This window comes from Massiliimalia massiliensis (assembly GCF_900155615.1).
Taxonomy (GTDB): domain Bacteria; phylum Bacillota; class Clostridia; order Oscillospirales; family Ruminococcaceae; genus Massiliimalia; species Massiliimalia massiliensis.
The window spans coordinates 733403-751828 of the sequence record NZ_FUHT01000004.1 but is presented as its reverse complement, the minus strand read 5'-3'; the positions used below and the strand labels follow the sequence as shown (position 1 = coordinate 751828).

Genomic DNA, 18426 nt, shown 5'->3' with positions numbered 1-18426 from the left:
AAATCATCCTATTTAAACATCCTCGCCTTATAAAGGATAATGGCTGCGCCGCCGGTTAATACGCCGGCAACCAACAACGGAGCCCAGTCAAACTGATCTAACCAAAGTCCGCCGTCAATGTTCATCCCGTAGAAGCTGAACACCATGTTCGGAATTTCCAACAGGACAGTGACTGCGGTCAGGATTTTCATTACAATGTTCAGGTTGTTGTTGATAACGGAAGAAAAAGCGTCCATTGTACTCGAAAGCGTCCGGGAATAGATGCTCGACATTTCAATTGCCTGCTTGACCTCGATCAGCACATCCTCGAGCAGATCCTGATCCTCCTCATACATTTTGATAACGCGGCCGCGCAGAATTTTTTCTAGTGTGATCTCGTCCGCTTTTAATGAAGTGGAGAAATAAACGAGAGACTTTTCCAGGCCCAAAAGCTGCATCAGCAGGCGGTTTTTCATCGATTTGTCCAGCTTGCTTTCCAGGCTGGAGGTGATTTTGTCGATCTGCTTCAGGTAGGTCAGATACTGGGTTGCCCCGCGCAGCAGAATACGCAGCAGAAAACGCGTTTTAAGCTGCGTCTGAATATTGCGGATCACACCGTTTGCAAAATCATTGATTACCGGATTGTTTTGAAGTGAAATGGTGATAATATTCGTCTCAGTCATAATGATGCCGAGCGGCCGGGTAGTGTACAGGACAGTATTGTTGTCCTCGCTGGTCATAATCGGAATATCGACTAAAACAAGAGTCTGGTCATCCTCATTTTCAATACGGGACGACTCTTCCTCGTCCAGTGCGGCGCGGACAAAGTCGCGGTCAAGCTTCAGCCTATCCACCAGATAAGCGATTTCCTCTGCCGAGGGGCTGATCACATTTACCCAGCAGCCCTCCACAAATTCGGAGATTTTCACCATTTTGTTATGTTCTGTCTGATAATATGAAATCATCGAAAATACCTCCTAAATCCTGTCAGGTATCTTCGAAGGCGGCTGTTATAAGATACCCGGCATGCAATTTTGTTTCCGTATACAAGGGTCAGGGTTCATAATAACATCCTCCGTTTCAAAATCTCTAGCTGTTATATTATAGCACAAAAATTAAGCTTTGCAAAGCATTCTCAATCTTTTTGGGCTTTTTTACAATTTATTGATTGTTTTTCCAGAAATCTGTGTTATGATAATAAAGAAAAGCTGATCAGGGACATCGAGGAGGGGATCGGGAAACCGAAACGATATGAATAAAAATATGCAAGAAATACTATTTTCCAACAAGTTGTTTAAGCGTGTTCTGCTGTTGATCGTATTAACGGTGCTGCTCATTTTCGCCGTATTCAATATCGACCAGTTAATGGGAATACTCAAGCGCGCGGTCGGCATTATGACGCCGTTTTTCCTTGGAATTGTTTTTGCCTTTATCTTAAACCTGGTGGTCAAGCTCTTTGAAGAGCGCGTTTTTGCCAGGCTCAATGAGAAAAACGGAAAGATCTGGAAAAAATGCCGCCGTGCGGTTTGCATCCTGATTGCCTTTGTTCTGCTGTTTGCTGTCCTGGGTGTCTTTTGTTTTCTGGTTATTCCGGAACTGTTGAATTCTGTCAAGGGACTGACAGATAACCTGCCGGTCTACGCAAACCAGTTTACTGATTGGATCAATGACCTGCTGAAAAAGTATCATTTGACGGAACTGATGGCAGATCTGAATATCTCTACCCTAAAGCTTGACTGGAGCCAGTTGATCGAAAAGGTCACTTCTGTTGTCAGCGACGGGGGAAAAGCGATTGTTTCCCTTACCATGGGAGTTACAACCGGAGTTATCAACATGGTTACAGCATTAGTATTTGCCGTTTATATGCTGGCTAGCAAAGAAAAATTGATCCGCAATCTGAAACGGGTTATTTTTGCATTCCTGCCCAGAGAACAGGCTAAAACAGTTGTCTCGGTCGGCGCGCTTGCAAACCGGATTTTCAGCGGGTTTGTTTCCGGCCAGTTTACCGAGGCGCTGATTCTCGGTACGCTGTGCTATCTGGGGATGACAATCCTTCGGCTGCCATATGCGCTGCTGGTAAGCGTAATTATTGCGGCAACCAGTCTGATTCCGATTTTCGGCGCTTATATCGGCGCAGTTCTCGGCGGAGTTATCATTATCTTTATTGATCCGTTATCCTGCTTATGGTTTATTATCTTTATTATCTGCCTGCAAAATTTTGAAGGAAATATCATTTATCCGCGTGTCGTCGGGGGATCAATCGGTTTGCCCGGAATCTGGGTGATGCTGGCAATCTTTGTCTGCGGCGACCTATTCGGCTTGATTGGGGTATTGCTTGGCGTGCCTACTTTTTCCGTTCTTTATGCGATCCTAAAGACTGTTACTGCCAAACGGCTGGAGGACAGAAATATCAGCTATGAGCAAATTGTTCAGGCCTCCAAATCAGAGGTTCTTGCCGATACTGTACCGGTGGTTGAAGAAAAGGTGGAGACAAAGGAGAAGATCGATCAGGTAAAGAAGCCGCCGAAAAAGCTGTAAAAAGAAGGAATACAATGATGAAACGGACTTCCACTATTACCGAAATTATGCCGGCGGACATACAAACAGTATGGGGGATTGTAACGGATAACGAACATTACCATTGGAGAAGCGACCTTGAACGGATCGATGTGCTGGACGGTGGTGAACGCTTTATCGAATATACCAAGGATGGGTTTTCTACCGAATTTATCATTACCCGGATAGAGTCCTGCTATTGCTATGAATTTGATATGCAAACAAAAATTTTTACCGGTCATTGGATCGGGAAATACGAAAGTACAGGGGTAGGGGAGACAAAGCTCACCTATACGGAAACAATCCGGTTCAGCAATCCGTTGCTTGGCCTGATTTCCTATCTTTGCCTGCCCTTAAAAAGGATACAGAAGGCATATATGGACGATCTAAGAAAAGCCTTAAAAGAAAAATCATAACCACCCGTCAAACGGGTGGTTTGCTCGCCCCTATAAGGGGCAGATACCGACCAGCGCCTAAAGACGCTGGCTTTCTCTTTGTTCAAGCCTATTGCCTTTGCCGCTTTTGCCGCCCCTTAAAGGGCGTTCGTACTACCTGCTACCCTTAAAAGGGTCTTCATACTCTTTTACACTCAATTTATCCAGTGCTATATCGTGCTTTTCCTGTTCCTCTATGTATTTCCGTATGGTTGCCTCATTGAGTCCTACTGTACTTACATAGTACCCCTCTGCCCAGAAATGTCTGTTCCCATACTTATACTTTAGATTTGCATGTTTATCAAACATCATCAACGCACTTTTTCCTTTCAAGTATCCCATGAAACTTGACACACTTATTTTTGGTGGTATACTTAAAAGCAGATGTACATGGTCAGGCATCATATTTCCTTCCAGTATTTCTACTCCTTTGTATTTACACAGTGTTCTTATGATTTTCTGCAAATCCACTCTATACTGTCCGTATATCGCTTTTCTTCGGTATTTCGGTATGAACACTATGTGGTACTTACACATCCATTTTGTGTGTGATAAACTGTTTGTTTTATTTGCCATTAAAATCACCTTTCTTTTTTTGCAATAAGCTTGAACATCTTATTGTACCACGAAAGGTGATTTTTTTGGTTTAACCTTTTGTTTCCCACCCGCATAGCGGGTGGTTTTCTGTTTCGTGCCGCTGGCACTCAACCGTCTAAAGACACTAATAAAAGAACTCTGCGGTATTTTCCGCAGAGTTCTTTTATTTACTGTTTACTTCTTCCTCATCCTATCGGGAAAATCCGGTCAAGAACCTCCATTGCATCCTCTATCGTGAATTCTCCGGGAGCGGAACCGAACTTGTCGGCAGCCTTCCAAAGCTCATACAGAGCGTTTCGCTTGGCTTCCGGCAGGGCAAATGGCTGAAAATCTGTAAAGCTTTCGATAATGCTGCACATTTCTCCCAATGTATAGTCTGTCTCGTAAGTCAGGCGGTCTGCCTTTTTTGTTTCATAATCAAATCCGCGGTGGAGATATTCCGGCATAAAGACAGCGCAGGCAATTCCGTGCGCGACCTGGTATTCTTCTGTAAGAAAATATCCCATGGAATGGCAGAAGGAAGTTCCGGTTTTGGTGATGACCAGCCCGCCGTAAATCGAGGCTGCATATAGCTTTTGTTTCTGCTTGTCGGTAAAGCTCCCATCAGAGGCGGCATTTGTCAGAACGTCAAAAATAAGCTGAATCCCCTGGATGGCAAAGAGATCGGAAAGGGTATCAGCCTTGCTGCAGAAATAACCCTCTACACAGTGGGAAAGCGCGTCCAGCGCAGTAGCGACTGTGACGTCATAGCTCAGCGAACAGGTGTACCGGTAGTCACAGAAACTGATTTCCGCAAACAAGTCCTTTACAGATTTTTTTCGCCCGTCCCTGTCTACGGTAATCACGGCATAGGGCGTTACCTCACTTCCGGTTCCTGCCGTAGTTCCGATCAGCAGGAAGGGAAGATGATCATTCTGATAGCTGCGGGAATAGATTTCCTCGTCCTGAATGTCATGCTTTGCAAAAACGCTAACCGCCTTCGTCGCGTCAAGCGGGGAACCCCCGCCGATCCCGATGATAAAGTCAACGCTTTCCTTTCGAGCCAGGTCGCCCGCGCGTTTACAGGTTGACAAAAGCGGGTTCTGTTCCACCTCGTCAAACTGAATCCATTCTATATCATATTCTTTTAAAGCTGCCAGAACATCATCCAGCGCACCGCTTGCCTTTGCACTGTGTTTCCCGCTCACGATCATACATTTTTTCCCGTATGCAGGGAAGAGAGCGGCGTTTTTCTTTACGCAGTCCGGCCCATAAATCATCTTTGTCGGCATATAATAGGTTAAATCTAACATTCTAAAACCTCCGTAACTGATTTAAGATGGAGACAGACAATAGCTCGGGCTATTGTCTGTCATTCAACTTTTTTATTGATGTGGGGTGGTTACTTCCTGATTTGCTCCGCAGCACTTTTTGTATTTTTTGCCGCTGCCGCATGGGCAGGGATCGTTCCGTCCAACCTTTTGGCTGCGTACCGGCTGTTTACGAACCGTTTTTTTGCTCACGCTGTCCCCATGAACTGCGGTGGTAGGCTTGGCAACCTGTTCGCGTTTTGGTTCTTCATTAATCTGGATTTTCAGAGTCAGAATCAGCTTAACCGTATCCTCCCGGATTGCAGAAACCATTTCATCGAACATGTTAAACCCTTCCATGGTATATTCATCCACCGGGTTCTTCTGTGCAAAGGAACGGAGATGAATACCCTGTTTTAGTTCAGACATGTTATCAATATGATCCATCCAATAACGGTCAACCACCTTTAAGAGGATCACACGCTCCAATTCCCTCATCCGTTCTGTGCCGATCATCTTTTCCCGGACATCATACAGAAGCTTCGCACGCTGATATAAGGTGTTAATCAGCGTTTCGTGGGTCAGGTCGGCCAGCTCGTCAACACTGTACTGGAAATCCTCCTCGCGGGTCAAAAAGTTCAGGTAATAATCACGCAGGCCGGTAATATTCCAATCATCGTGAATTGCGTTTTCCGGCAGGTAGCGCTGAACCGTTTCAGTCAGCATTTCCTTGAGCATGCTCAGAATACTGTCATGAACGTCCTCTCCGTCGAGCACCTTGTCGCGCTGCGAGTAAATAATTTCACGCTGTTTATTCATGACGTCGTCATATTGGAGCACACTCTTACGAATATTAAAGTTTCTTGCTTCTACCTTTGCCTGTGCGCTTTCAATTGAGTTTGTCAGCATCTTGTATTCAATCGGCTGATCCTCTTCAACATTGAAGCGATCCATCAAATGCTGAATCCGCTCGCCGCCGAAAAGCCGCATCAAATCATCCTCCAGCGAGAGGAAGAACCGGCTGGCACCCGGGTCGCCCTGACGTCCGGAACGCCCGCGAAGCTGATTGTCGATACGGCGGGATTCATGCCGCTCTGTTCCGATAATGTAAAGCCCGCCGGCCTGGCGTACCTTTTCTGCTTCGCCTTTGATCTCAGACTTGTGTTTCTCCAGCGCGTCTTTAAATTCCTTGCGGGCCTGCAGGATTTCTTCGTCCTCAGTCTCGCCAAATCCGTTCGCCTCGACGATAATTTCCTCGCTGTATTCCTTTTTGCGGAGATCTGCTTTGGCAAGGTATTCTGCGTTTCCGCCCAGCATAATGTCGGTACCACGGCCCGCCATGTTGGTCGCAATCGTCACCGCGCCGTATTTACCGGCCTGTGCCACGATTTCCGCTTCCTTTTCATGGTATTTCGCGTTTAATACCTCGTGCTTAATTCCGCGGCGGCGGAGCATCGAGCTCAGCAGCTCGGATTTATCAATCGTAACAGTACCAACCAATACCGGCTGGCCTTTTTTATGGCATTCTACAATCTGATCGATTACCGCATTGAATTTCGCCTTTTCTGTTTTATAGACAACGTCGTTGAAATCCTCACGGACAACCGGCTTATTGGTTGGGATTTCAATGACGTCGAGTTTATAAATTTCACGGAATTCGCTTTCTTCCGTCAGGGCTGTACCGGTCATACCGGAAAGCTTGTCATAAAGGCGGAAGTAGTTCTGGAAGGTAATCGTTGCAAGCGTTTTGGACTCTCTGGCAACGGTTACATGCTCCTTGGCCTCGATTGCCTGATGCAGGCCTTCGTTATAGCGCCGCCCAATCATCAAACGCCCGGTAAACTCGTCGACAATGATGACCTCGCCGTCCTTGACAACATAATCCACGTCGCGGTGCATAATGCCATAGGCCTTAATTGCCTGGTTGATATGATGCTGCAGAGTCAGGTTATCTGCATCCATCAGATTTTCCACATGGAAATAAGCCTCGGCGCGCTTAACGCCCTTCGGGGTCAGGGTAGCGGTCTTTGCCTTTTCATCCACAATATAATCGCCGTCGATGTCGTCCTGTTCTTCCTTCTGGTCAACTTCTACCACGCGGTAAGGCTTTAAGGTTTTTGCAAAGGTGTCCGCAAGAGTATAAAGGTCTGTCGATTTATCCCCGGGGCCTGAAATAATCAGCGGGGTTCTCGCTTCGTCAATCAGAATGGAGTCAACCTCGTCGACGATGGCAAAATTAAACGGGCGCTGTACCTTCTGCGATTTGTAGATTACCATGTTGTCACGAAGGTAGTCAAACCCGAATTCGTTGTTGGTACCATAGGTAATGTCGGCAAGGTAGGCGTCCTTTTTGGCCTGTCCTTCCACGCCGTGGATTACCAGCCCAACCGTCAGTCCGAGGAATTTATAGAGCTTTCCCATCCACTCGGAGTCACGTTTTGCAAGATAATCGTTGACGGTAACAATATGAACGCCTTTCCCAGACAGGCCGTTTAAATAGGCCGGCAGGGTAGCAACCAGCGTCTTTCCTTCACCGGTGCGCATTTCAGCAATCCGCCCCTGATGGAGCACGATCCCACCGATAATCTGAACCGGGAAATGCTTCATTCCCAGGACGCGCCATGCGGCTTCCCGGCAGACTGCGAACGCATCCGGCAGGATATCGTCCAGCGTTTCCGCATTATTTAAACGGGCTTTTAAAACCGGCGTCTGTTCCTGGAGCTGGCGGTCGCTCATTTTACTGTATTTATCTTCCAGCGCCAGAACCTGGTCTACAATCGGCTGAATCCGTTTCAGCTCGCGGGAAGAATAAGTACCGAATATTTTTTCATATAAACCCATAAAATCTCTCCATTAGTTATTTTACATAGATGGCTTCTAACTTATATAGTATATAACGGATTGGGAATTGTTTCAAGTCTTTTGGGGATTTTTCGGTGGATATTTACACTCTGTTATTATTTTCTTAGCCAGATTGTCAAGAAACGGAAAAGATGGTATAATAACGTCAAATGATACGTTTAACGTCCCTAAAAACGGCTTTCAGAATGAATGCTTTCGCACCCTGCGATCTCGCCGTTTTTCATCCCGGCAGTTTAGTGCGGTATCATGGAGCAAATATTCTGTCACTGCCGCCGGATTCATATGGGCTTTATGATAGAGGAGAGAACTAGCTTATGTCTAAAATTGCGGTGCTTGGGCCAAAGGGCACGTTCAGCGACAGCGCTTATCAGGCTTACTGCAGAAAAAGCAGTGAAGCATTGATACCGTGCTATTACAGCACGATTGACGAGACCTTTCACGCGGTAGGAAAAGAGTGCGCTTTTGGAATTGTTCCGGTAGAGAACACCTTGGACGGCTATGTCCAGCGCAGCTTGGACCTTCTGTTGGAGATGAATTTGCATATCCTGACGGAGCTGACCGTACCGGTACAGTTTTCCCTGGCGGCAAATGCCGCCGGACTCGAGGATATCAAAACGCTTTACGTTCAGTTTAAATCCAGCGGACAGTGCCGCCGGGCTATCGACCGGCTCGCGGGGATCAGGCTGGTAATCACAGAAAGCAATATGGAGTCCTTTTACAAGCTGAAAGAGGGAAAACAGGGAGAAGCTGCGATTATCCCGCAGCATATGTTCCGGAGAGAGGAATGGGAGTTTGGGCTGGAAAATGTAACCGACTCCGCCAATAATGTAACCCGGTTCCTGGTCATTCAGCCCGGAGAGTCTCAGACGGCCGGGGCTATGGAAGAAAGGATTAAGGTTCCGCTTTATGTCATGCCCGCCTTCGATGAACCGGGCGTCCTGTTCCAGATCCTAAAGATTTTCAATGATAACCGGATTAATCTCGTTTCTATTATGTCCCGCCCGACAAAAAAGAACATGGGTACCTATAATTTTTATCTGGAGCTGAGCGGCGAAAAAGGTCAATGGGAGAAGATCAAAGAAGCAGTAGAGCAGGTTCAGTCCAGGTTCCCCGTTAAGATTTTGGGAGTCTATTCTGTTTTGTAGCCAAAAATCGGCAGGAAACTAGATGTTTCTGCCGATTTTTTCTTTTCTGCCTTGTAATTTCCCCTGCTTTTTGTTATAATCTGGAACGTACTTTTTAAGTACAAGTCAGTCGCAACCTCCTGACTATAAAGAAAACTACGAAAGAAGGAACCTTGAAAATGGAAAACACAAGCAAAAAGACCAGGAACATGGTCAAAATCGCGATGATCGCCGCGATTTATGTCGTCCTGACCCTGGCGGTCACACCCATTGCTTATGGGCCGGTACAGTTCCGGGTCAGCGAATGCCTGACCGTTCTGCCCGCCTTTACCTCCCTGGCAGTCCCCGGACTGACGCTCGGCTGCTGCCTGGCCAATCTTTTGGGCGCTCTCTTCGGAGTGAATCCCACCGGCTATATTGACGCGGTTGTCGGAACCTCCGCGACCCTGATTGCGGCACTGCTTTCTTATCTCGCAGGGAAGCTCCGAAACAAAGGCCTGCGTTATCTGCTGGTGCCGTTTTTTCCGGTACTGCTCAATACGGTGATCGTCGGGCTGGAAATTACATTTCTATTCAATCAAAATGACGCCTTCTGGAAGGCCTATCTGATGAATGCCGGATCGGTCGGCCTTGGCGAAGCGGTTATCTGCTATACCCTCGGGATTCTCGTCATGGTCATCCTACAGCGGAAGGACTTTTACAAGTGTCTCTTTTAGAATTAAGAAGATACGGCAGGAATTAGGTTGAATCCTGTCGTGTTTTTTTATGGAATTCTTCGATTTACAGCTTGTATTTTATCTCCTGATTTGATACAATAAATTTAAGGAATGAACAAAGCGCTAAGGAGGATTATTCCATGAAAAAATTTATGAAGGCAGTTGGCATTCTGGTGACGTCCGTATTATTGGTAAAAGGAATTTTATGCCTGATCGATTATCTGTATGAAACCTATTCGGTAAAATATATTGAATCCGATCTTCCCTCCGAGGATTAAGAAAAAACCAGCTTTAAAAGCTGGTTTTTTTATGCCCGTATTTTTCACCGGGAGGCTTGTCTTTTTTTCTTGAAATTGCCTTCCTGCTGTGATATAATAAAAAAGTATGTTAACGCTGGAAAAGCTTACTAAATATGGAGGTTTCAGAATGTACGATAAATATGTCAGCCCATTCAGCACCCGTTATGCAAGTGACGAAATGCAGCAGCTTTTTTCCGCTGAAAAGAAGTTTACAACCTGGAGAAGGCTCTGGGTTGCTCTTGCGCGTGCTGAGATGAAAATGGGGCTTCCGGTCACCGAGGAACAGGTAAAAGAGCTGGAAGCGCACGTCAACGATGTCAATTACGCTGTCGCGGAGGAACGGGAACGCCTGGTTCGCCATGATGTTATGTCCCACGTCTATGCTTATGGACAGCAGTGCCCGAAAGCAAAAGGGATCATTCATCTAGGCGCTACCTCCTGCTATGTCGGAGATAACACGGATATTATCATTATGCGCGATGCACTGAAATTGGTACGCCGGAAGCTGGTTAATGTGATCGACCTGCTTGGCAGGTTTGCAGAGGAGCATAAGGCACAGCCGGCTCTGGCTTACACCCACCTTCAGCCGGCACAGCTCACGACTGTCGGCAAGCGCGCAACGCTCTGGGCAAATGAGCTTCTCATGGATCTGGAGGAAGTAGATTACCGAATCAAAAACCTAAGGCTGCTGGGATCAAAGGGTACGACCGGTACTCAGGCAAGCTTTATGGAGCTGTTTGAAGGAGATACGGAAAAAATCAAGGAAGTCGACCGTCTGATCTGCGAGGAAATGGGCTTTGACGGAGTAGTTCCTGTTTCGGGACAAACCTATTCCCGAAAGATCGATTCCCAGGTGGTCTGTACGCTCAGTGGAATCGCGCAGAGCACCAGCAAATTTTCTAATGACATGAGAATCCTCCAAAACTTTAAAGAGATGGAAGAGCCCTTTGAGAAAAACCAGATCGGTTCCTCGGCCATGCCGTATAAGCGCAACCCGATGAGAAGCGAGAGGATTACCGCGCTTTCCCGCTTTGTTATGACGGACGCCTTAAACCCGATGTTCACTGCGGCGACCCAATGGTTCGAACGCACGCTGGATGACAGTGCGAACAAGCGGATCGCGGTCGCGGAAGCTTTCCTGGCAATTGATTCTATTTTAAACATCATGCTCAATGTCTGTGACGGACTGGTAGTCTATCCGAAGGTCATTGAACAGCGCGTCCTGAAAGAGCTGCCGTTCATGGCGACAGAAAATATCATGATGACGGCGGTGAAAAAAGGCGGAGACCGTCAGGAACTGCACGAAAAGCTTCGTCAGCACTCAATTGCCGCTGCCAGAGTGGTAAAAGAAGAGGGCGGAGAAAACGATCTGATCGACCGTGTATGCGCAGACCCGTCCTTTAACCTGAGCAAGGATGAAATTTCCGCAGTGCTCAAACCAATTAACTTTGTCGGCCGCAGTGTGGAGCAGGTAGAAGAATTTATCGCGGAATATATCACCCCATTGAGGGAAGCAAATCGGGATATTCTGAATGAAAAAGCGGAATTGACCGTTTAAGAATTTTGTGAAATTGGGGTTTCATGATTGACTTTTTACATAAAAGCATGTAAACTAAATTCTATGTAATGGCTGGATTTCACAAAATTCGGTAATTTTGATTCTATCTGTAATGGTTGGATAGAGTCTGCAATGGAGGAAAATCAAATGAAGCGAGTGAAAAAACCCGTCTTTTGGATCGTGGCTTTGTTGACGATTTTGTTTACAACACTGTCCATGACCGGGATCACTACTCAATATGGCGACATCGAGCATGTCATCATCAAAGGGGTAGACCAGATCAGATGGGGAATTGATATCCGGGGCGGGGTAGACGTAACCTTCACGCCGGAATCTGGAAAGGACGCGACATCGGACGAGCTTTCCGCGGCTGCGGAGGTGATGAGACAGCGTCTGGTTACTTTAAACATTACCGACTATGAGGTTTATACGGATGATGCGTCCAACCGTATCATTGTCCGGTTCCCATGGAAAGAGGGGGAGACCGATTTTGATGCGGAAAGCGCGATTGCAGAGCTCGGAGATACCGCAGTGCTGACCTTCCGTGAAAGCGACGAGGTGGACTCTGACGGCTTGCCCTCCGGCGTTACCAAGGAAACCGTCATTCTGGAAGGGAAAGACGTTAAAAGCGCGAAGGCCAAATACGGGCCGATCGACAGCAGCGGAACACAGCAATGGTATGTGGAGCTGAATTTGAACGACAGTGGAAAAGACGCGTTTGCAGAGGCAACTACCCGTTTGGCGGGGGAAGACTGTATTTCCATCTGGATGGATGACACCCAGATCAGTGCGCCAAACGTAAACAGCGCAATTACTGACGGTACCGCTATTATCAGCGGAAGCTTTAATCAGGACAGCGCAGAGTCCCTTGCTAATAAAATTAACGGCGGCGCGCTGCCGTTTAAGCTGGAGACAGAAAATTACAGCACGATTGACCCGACTTTGGGTATTGGCGCGCGTGACGCTATGGTGCTCTCCGGTGTAATTGCCTTTATTCTGGTTTGTCTCTTTATGATTCTGTGGTACCGGCTGCCGGGTATTGTAGCGTGTATCGCCCTGGCCGGACAGGTTGGCGGAATGCTCGCCGCCTTAACCGGATTCCTTCCGGGAATGAATAGCTTCACCCTGACAATACCGGGTATTGCAGGTATTATTCTGGGGATTGGTATTGGTGTTGACGCGAATATCATTACCGCGGAACGCATCAAAGAGGAAATCAATTCCGGAAAATCTATTGACGGCGCGGTGGAGCTTGGCTACAAGCGTGCATTCTCCGCGATTTTTGACAGTAATATTACCAATGTTATTGTCGCGATCATCCTGATGGGTACGTTCGGCCCGCCGAACAGCGCGTTTGCAACGCTGTTAAAGCCGTTGCTGTTTATGTTCCCGGCCTCCACAGAGGGCGCTATCTATTCCTTTGGATATACCTTGCTGGTGGGTGTAGTCGCCAACTTTGTGTTTGGGATTTTTGCTTCCAAATATATGATGAAGTCTGTCTCCAGATTCAAGTGCTGCCGAAATCCTTGGGTATATGGAGGTAGTCGCAATGTTTAAATTAAAAGGAAAACAAATAGGATTTGTTAAAAACAGAAAGAAATTCTTTATTATCTCTACCGTTTTGATGCTGGTGATCATTGTCAGCTCTTTTGTATTTGGCGTTGATCTGGATATTCGCTTTAAGGGCGGTACCATGGTGGACTATTCCTATGAAGGGGAAACCGGTGCGGTAGACCTGGAGCAGGTGAAAGACCTCGCTTCTGATATTCTAGGAACCAATGTTTCAGTAGAGGAAAAGTTCAATAAGCTGACTGAAAAAAATGGTTTTGAAATTACCTTGCTGGACAATGACAGTGTTTCCTCCGAATTACAGGGCCAGCTCAATGATACGTTGACTGAAACCTTTTCTGAACAGAATATCAAACAGCTTTCCATTACCAGCGTGAACCCGACAATGGGAAAAGAATTCTTTATCAAATGCCTGGTAGCTGTTGTATTCGGAAGTCTCCTGATGATCCTTTATATCGGGATTCGCTTTAAGAAAATCGGCGGTGTTTCGGCCGGCTTTATGGCGGTTGTCGCCCTGTTGCATGACGTTATGGTGGTTTTCGGGACCTTCGTTATCTTCAAAATGCCGTTGGACGACAGCTTTATCGCAGTAATCCTGACGATTTTGGGCTATTCCATTAACAGTACAATTGTTATTTATGACCGTATCCGTGAAAACAAACGGCTGTACGGTGCTACAAAGTGCTTGGCTGAGGTGGTTAATATCAGCGTTAACCAGACGCTGGCACGTTCGGTCAATACTTCTGTTGCCACAATCCTGTCGATGGTGGTAGTTTGTGTAGTTGCATTGGTCTGTGGCGTTACCTCAATTTTGAGCTTCGCTTTCCCAATCATTATGGGTCTGATCAGCGGTGCTTATTCCTCTGTCTGCCTGGCAAGTGAATTGTGGGTAACCTGGAAGGAAAGAAAGAAGAGTAAAGCGTAAAAAGCATAAAAGCCGTCCGAATGGACGGCTTTTACCATATAAAAAGGAGGAGCACAGATGAAGTTTGGAATCTCTACCTCTTGTTTTTATCCCGGACAGACAGAGGAGGCGATTCGAAGCCTTGCAGAATTCGGGCCGCAGGTGATCGAAATTTTTCTCAACACCTATTCGGAAACCACACCGGAATTCGCAAAGAGAATGAAAGCAATACTGGACGGCAGCGGGATTCAGGCTGTATCCGTTCATCCGTTCACATCCGGTATGGAATCACTGCTGTTTTTCTCAGAATATCAGGGCAGGATGGAGGATTCGATTCAACGTTATCAGGAACTCTATTTTGACTTTTTACATCAGGTTGGGGCAAGCATTCTGGTTCTGCATGGCTGTATGAACCATGTAACGATTGAAGACGAATGCTACTTTGAACGGTTTGCAAAAATGCGGGAAGCTGCTAGGCGTGAGGGAATTATCCTGGCTCAGGAAAACGTCGCTCCGTTTAAAAGCCACTCTGTCGAGTTTATCCGAAAAATGAAACAGTATCTGGATGGCCAGGTAGAATTTGTTTTCGATATCAAGCAGTCTGTCCGTGCAGGGGAAAATCCATGGGAAATGCTTGAAGCAATGGGAAAAAATATGGTTCATACCCATATCAGTGATCATAGGGATCAGGAGGACTGTCTTCCAATCGGAAACGGGGTTTTTGACTTTTCAAATTATTTTAATATATTGCATGCAAGCTCTTTTCAGGGAGCTGCCGTAATTGAACTGTACCGTCATAATTATCGGTCAGAAAAGGATTTGTTTGACTCTTACCGCCGTCTGCTTCACTTTAGCCAGAAGCAGTGATAAACCACTGCTTCTTTAACATGGCGAATCTTTTGTATGGAAAATATTTCCACAATGTAGTATAATTTTGTTACAACAATCTTATATGAAAGGACGTGGAGATTTTATGAAGCCAATAGAAGAAGATGATCAAAAATTACATTATGATATATGTCGCGGTACGGAATTAATAGAATCGGCCGAAATCTTCGAGTATGGTATTGTGTGCAGAGATCGACAAAATACCGTTGTCGAAAAAATTGAAAACATCAGTACAGAATACGATTTTGTTGCTCAGTTGGTTTCTAAGCTAAATGAAGGGGAGGTAGAGGCATGTCATTTTCTTGACATTGTTGAAGACGCAATTTGCTAGAAACAGACTATGATTTTTTTCTTGAATTTGTCTTTTTCTCATGGTATGATTAAAGGGTAGAAGTGAAGAAAGGGATGGTCATAAAAATGAAATGCCCATATTGTTCTTATACCGAGAGTAAAGTGACAGATTCTAGACCGACAGAAGATGATTTGAAGATTCGTCGGCGTCGTGAATGTGTCAGATGTGGTGGAAGATTCACTACGTATGAGATCATTGAAACGGCTCCGATTATTGTTTTGAAAAAAGACAATTCCAGACAAATCTTTAACCGTGACAAACTATTAAACGGCATGCTAAGAGCTTGCGAAAAAAGGCCGGTTTCAGTTGAGATGCTGGAAAAGGCAGTGGACGAAATCGAATTTGCCTGCGCCTCCTCTGCCTCAAGAGAAATATCTTCAGAAGCGCTTGGTGAAATGGCGTTGCAGCGTTTAAAGGATATCGACGAGGTCGCTTATGTGCGTTTCGCATCTGTCTATCGAGAATTTTCAGATGTGGAATCGTTCTTATCCGAGCTGCAGCACCTTTTGAACCACCGCAATCAATAGGAGATTAAAAAATATTTTTTAAGGACGGCAGTTCACATTCATAGATATGATTGAGCTCAAACTGGATCGTTTCAATGACAACCAACGCTTGTTGTGTTTGCTTTGATTCAATCAGGGCGTTGAGACGGACGAGATTTTCTTCTACCGTGTCAACCATATCATGGTTAACATAGCTGTCAATCATTTCTCCGGAAGATTTCCAGAGTTTCTGGGCGTCTTCAATTTGTGAATGTGCATCCTGAAATTGTTCGGATTGTAACGCCTCGATACTTTGATCCAGATATTGATACATTTGATGGTTTGTGCTTGAAATGTGTGTAATTCCCAGGACGCAGCATACTAGGATTGAGATTAAAATGATAGAAATTGTAATGAGACGTTTCATGGAAACCACTCCTATTTTGAGGTTTTGGGAACAATATAATATTGCAGTTGCTTATTAGCAGTCATTAAAAAGATTGAATTTAATGACTGCTTTTCTTTTTTTAGAGTAGCCTTCAGCCATGTCTCTGGAATTTCATATTGACTGAGGGCATCCTTCACAATCTTTCCATCACTGATAATCACCACAGGCGGGGTAGTATCCTCGCCTTTTAATTTTAGCATTTGGGGTGTGACGGTCTGCACGTCAAATTTTTGCAGTACACTCACTCCGCCGGTCGTTTCTACTACTGCATAGCTGACATCCCGGATATCGAAAATACTCTGTTCCCGAAGACTTTCCATTAGGTCGTCAATCGAAAAACGCAGCTCATGCAGTGCCTTTTGATTAATAACCCCATTGGCCACAACAATTACCGGACTGCCGGAAATGAATTTCCGAAAGCTTCTGCTTTTCAGGGAAATATTGGAGATATAAAGTTCAAATGCCACTAATACCAAGATCGGAATCGCGCCTGTTACCATCGGGATCGAGGTATCCTCAATCGGAAGGGAAGCAATATTTGAAATCAAAATGGTTATAACAAGCTCTGTAGGCTGAAGCTCGCCTAGCTGACGTTTCCCCATGATTCTCAACGCAAAAATAACCAATAAGTAAAGCAAAATTGCTCTGATAAATACAATCAGCATAATGTACCTCCAGAAATATCAAGATATCTACTCCTATTCTGGGAGTTTCAGGCTGATAATATTCCAAAACATGTATTTTATGGCCGGAAACGGAAAAGATAAGTCAAGAAATTTGAAAATAAAGGTTTGGGAATATGAGACGTTTTCTTTATAAAATTCAGTCAGAAGGGCTCTACAATACTTTATTCGGGATCAGCGAGGAAAAAAAGAAGCCTCGAACTGCCCCCGAAAGCAAAATATCCTCTAATCTGCTGGAAAATGTTGTAGTTATGCAGGAAAGGTTAAAGGGAAGCAGTGACTTTAATGTACGGGAGCTGGAAATAGGCGGTGTAAAGCTTGATATCTTTACAAATGAAGGGATGACAAACATTCAAACAGTAAACGATTCCCTCATTAAAATGGTAGATCACTTTAAGGAACGCAATGACGCTACCGCCGAAGAAATTTACCAGTTTATTGAAACAAAGATGCTTTTTGCGGCCGAGATGAAGGATGTTTACACCTTTGAAGATCTTTTTAAAATGATGATGTCAGGATTTTTGATTGTCCTGATTGATGGTGTTGACCATGCAATTTCTATGGGAGCACAGGGCTTCCAGTTCCGTTCGATTGCCGAACCGACCAGTGAAGCAAATGAACGCGGTTCCAAGGAGGGCTTTACCGAACCGATTAAAATTAATATGAGTATGATCCGCCGGAGAATCAAATCGGATGCGCTTCACTTTGAAATGCTGAAGGTAGGGGATACAGGACAGACTGATGTCTGCCTTGCTTACCTCGACCATGTCGTATCGCCGAAGCTTCTCAGTAGTATCAGGACTAGGCTTTCCAAGATTGATTTTAAGCTCATCCTCAACTCCGGATATCTGATCCCATTTCTGGAAAGTGTGAAGCGATCCCTTTTTTCAGATGTCGGATATACAGAGCGGCCTGACACTGTCTGTGCCAAAATTTACGAGGGACGGGTGGCGATTTTGGTAGACGGTACACCTTTTGCGTTGGTGGTACCGTATCTGTTTTCTGAAAATTTCCAGAGTATTGATGATTATGTTCACAAGTCCTATTATGCCACTGCGATCAGATGCCTGAAGTATATTTCATTTATCATCACAATTTTGCTGCCGGGCGTATATGTTGCGATGGGAACCTTCCATCCCGAGCTTTTCCCGCCAGCGCTTCTCTTTAATATTGTGTCCTCACAGGAGACAACACCGTTTCCAATGACGATTGAGGCGCTGATTATCTTTTTTATCTATGAAATAATGCGGGAAGCCGGGCTGCGGCTGCCTCGTCCTGTCGGACATGCCATCAGTATTGTCGGCTCGCTGGTAATCGGAGATGCAGCGGTCACCGCGGGCTTGATTGGCTCCCCAATGGTAATCGTAGTCGCCCTGACAGCGATCTCCTCTTTTGTTGTTCCCTCCTTGCAGGAGCCTGCAGCATTTCTGAAATTCGCCTTTATCATTATCGGCGGGACAATGGGTCTGTACGGAATCGCCCTGGGAAGCTTGATAGTCATGGTAAATGCTTCTACCTTGACAGCATTTGGCGTGCCGTACCTGTCTCCAATTTCACCGTTTAGCGGTTATTCTATGCGGGATATCTTTTTCCGCGCCCATCTGAAAACGCTACAGAAAAAAGAGGTACGCATTGAGGAACTGAATGGCGTTCATATTGACAGCCAAGAATAAAAAACAGGGG

At 45.7% G+C, this 18426-nt stretch carries 18 protein-coding genes; 12 read left to right on the top strand and 6 right to left on the bottom strand.

What is annotated here, in order from left to right:
* Positions 1 to 8: 8 nt before the first annotated feature.
* Positions 9 to 944 carry a magnesium transporter CorA family protein gene (locus CZ360_RS12175; protein WP_077534466.1) on the bottom strand — a complete coding sequence of 312 codons (936 nt, stop codon included), beginning with the start codon at positions 942 to 944 and terminating at the stop codon, positions 9 to 11.
* 298 nt (positions 945 to 1242) lie between these two features.
* Between CZ360_RS12175 and CZ360_RS12165 the strand changes: the two genes are divergently transcribed.
* Positions 1243 to 2517: an AI-2E family transporter gene (locus CZ360_RS12165; protein ID WP_159438289.1), complete on the top strand. Its 1275-nt coding sequence runs from the start codon at positions 1243 to 1245 to the stop codon at positions 2515 to 2517.
* 14 nt (positions 2518 to 2531) lie between these two features.
* The gene (locus CZ360_RS12160) at positions 2532 to 2951 is read left to right on the top strand and encodes an SRPBCC family protein (RefSeq protein WP_077534462.1); all 420 of its coding nucleotides are present in this window, start codon (positions 2532 to 2534) and stop codon (positions 2949 to 2951) included.
* A 132-nt stretch (positions 2952 to 3083) separates the two neighbouring features.
* On the opposite strand, the gene tnpA is transcribed toward CZ360_RS12160, so the two are convergent.
* From tnpA to secA, 3 genes are all read right to left on the bottom strand, one after another.
* Positions 3084 to 3545, bottom strand: coding sequence for an IS200/IS605 family transposase (gene tnpA / locus CZ360_RS12155; protein WP_077532218.1), 462 nt, complete (start codon positions 3543 to 3545; stop codon positions 3084 to 3086).
* Positions 3546 to 3751: 206 nt separating this feature from the next.
* Positions 3752 to 4858 carry an iron-containing alcohol dehydrogenase family protein gene (locus CZ360_RS12150; protein WP_077534461.1) on the bottom strand — a complete coding sequence of 369 codons (1107 nt, stop codon included), beginning with the start codon at positions 4856 to 4858 and terminating at the stop codon, positions 3752 to 3754.
* A gap of 72 nt (positions 4859 to 4930) precedes the next feature.
* Complete coding sequence (gene secA, locus CZ360_RS12145; protein ID WP_077534459.1) at positions 4931 to 7696, bottom strand: preprotein translocase subunit SecA; 2766 nt, start codon at positions 7694 to 7696, stop codon at positions 4931 to 4933.
* 335 nt (positions 7697 to 8031) lie between these two features.
* Here secA and CZ360_RS12140 point away from each other — a divergent pair, with 335 nt between their 5' ends.
* From CZ360_RS12140 to nrdR, 9 genes are all read left to right on the top strand, one after another.
* Positions 8032 to 8862: a prephenate dehydratase gene (locus CZ360_RS12140; protein WP_077534457.1), complete on the top strand. Its 831-nt coding sequence runs from the start codon at positions 8032 to 8034 to the stop codon at positions 8860 to 8862.
* A 158-nt stretch (positions 8863 to 9020) separates the two neighbouring features.
* Positions 9021 to 9557, top strand: coding sequence for a QueT transporter family protein (locus CZ360_RS12135; RefSeq protein ID WP_077534456.1), 537 nt, complete (start codon positions 9021 to 9023; stop codon positions 9555 to 9557).
* A gap of 140 nt (positions 9558 to 9697) precedes the next feature.
* Positions 9698 to 9835 (top strand): hypothetical protein, encoded by a 138-nt coding sequence (locus CZ360_RS14115; RefSeq protein ID WP_159438288.1) that lies wholly within the window; start codon positions 9698 to 9700, stop codon positions 9833 to 9835.
* Between the two features lie 148 nt (positions 9836 to 9983).
* On the top strand, positions 9984 to 11414 hold the full coding sequence (gene purB / locus CZ360_RS12130) for an adenylosuccinate lyase (protein WP_077534454.1): 1431 nt from the start codon (positions 9984 to 9986) through the stop codon (positions 11412 to 11414).
* A 147-nt stretch (positions 11415 to 11561) separates the two neighbouring features.
* Positions 11562 to 12971 carry a preprotein translocase subunit SecD gene (locus CZ360_RS12125; protein ID WP_077534452.1) on the top strand — a complete coding sequence of 470 codons (1410 nt, stop codon included), beginning with the start codon at positions 11562 to 11564 and terminating at the stop codon, positions 12969 to 12971.
* Positions 12964 to 13908, top strand: coding sequence for a protein translocase subunit SecF (gene secF / locus CZ360_RS12120; RefSeq protein ID WP_143530246.1), 945 nt, complete (start codon positions 12964 to 12966; stop codon positions 13906 to 13908). The genes CZ360_RS12125 and secF overlap by 8 nt, the downstream gene beginning before the upstream one ends.
* A 57-nt stretch (positions 13909 to 13965) precedes the next feature.
* Positions 13966 to 14754, top strand: coding sequence for a sugar phosphate isomerase/epimerase family protein (locus tag CZ360_RS12115; RefSeq protein ID WP_077534448.1), 789 nt, complete (start codon positions 13966 to 13968; stop codon positions 14752 to 14754).
* Positions 14755 to 14860: 106 nt separating this feature from the next.
* Positions 14861 to 15106 (top strand): DUF6514 family protein, encoded by a 246-nt coding sequence (locus CZ360_RS12110; RefSeq protein ID WP_077534447.1) that lies wholly within the window; start codon positions 14861 to 14863, stop codon positions 15104 to 15106.
* A gap of 86 nt (positions 15107 to 15192) precedes the next feature.
* On the top strand, positions 15193 to 15654 hold the full coding sequence (nrdR, locus tag CZ360_RS12105) for a transcriptional regulator NrdR (protein ID WP_077534445.1): 462 nt from the start codon (positions 15193 to 15195) through the stop codon (positions 15652 to 15654).
* 4 nt (positions 15655 to 15658) lie between these two features.
* Here the strand turns inward: nrdR and CZ360_RS12100 are convergent, their stop codons facing one another.
* Both CZ360_RS12100 and CZ360_RS12095 read right to left on the bottom strand, forming a co-directional pair.
* The gene (locus CZ360_RS12100) at positions 15659 to 16039 is read right to left on the bottom strand and encodes a DUF4363 family protein (protein WP_077534444.1); all 381 of its coding nucleotides are present in this window, start codon (positions 16037 to 16039) and stop codon (positions 15659 to 15661) included.
* A gap of 11 nt (positions 16040 to 16050) precedes the next feature.
* A complete protein-coding gene (locus tag CZ360_RS12095) occupies positions 16051 to 16725 on the bottom strand; it encodes a DUF421 domain-containing protein (RefSeq protein ID WP_229408052.1) in 675 nt (224 codons plus the stop codon).
* Positions 16726 to 16859: 134 nt separating this feature from the next.
* On the opposite strand from CZ360_RS12095, the gene CZ360_RS12090 reads away from it, so the two are divergent.
* Positions 16860 to 18416 (top strand): spore germination protein, encoded by a 1557-nt coding sequence (locus CZ360_RS12090; protein ID WP_077534442.1) that lies wholly within the window; start codon positions 16860 to 16862, stop codon positions 18414 to 18416.
* The last annotated feature ends 10 nt before the right edge of the window (positions 18417 to 18426 follow it).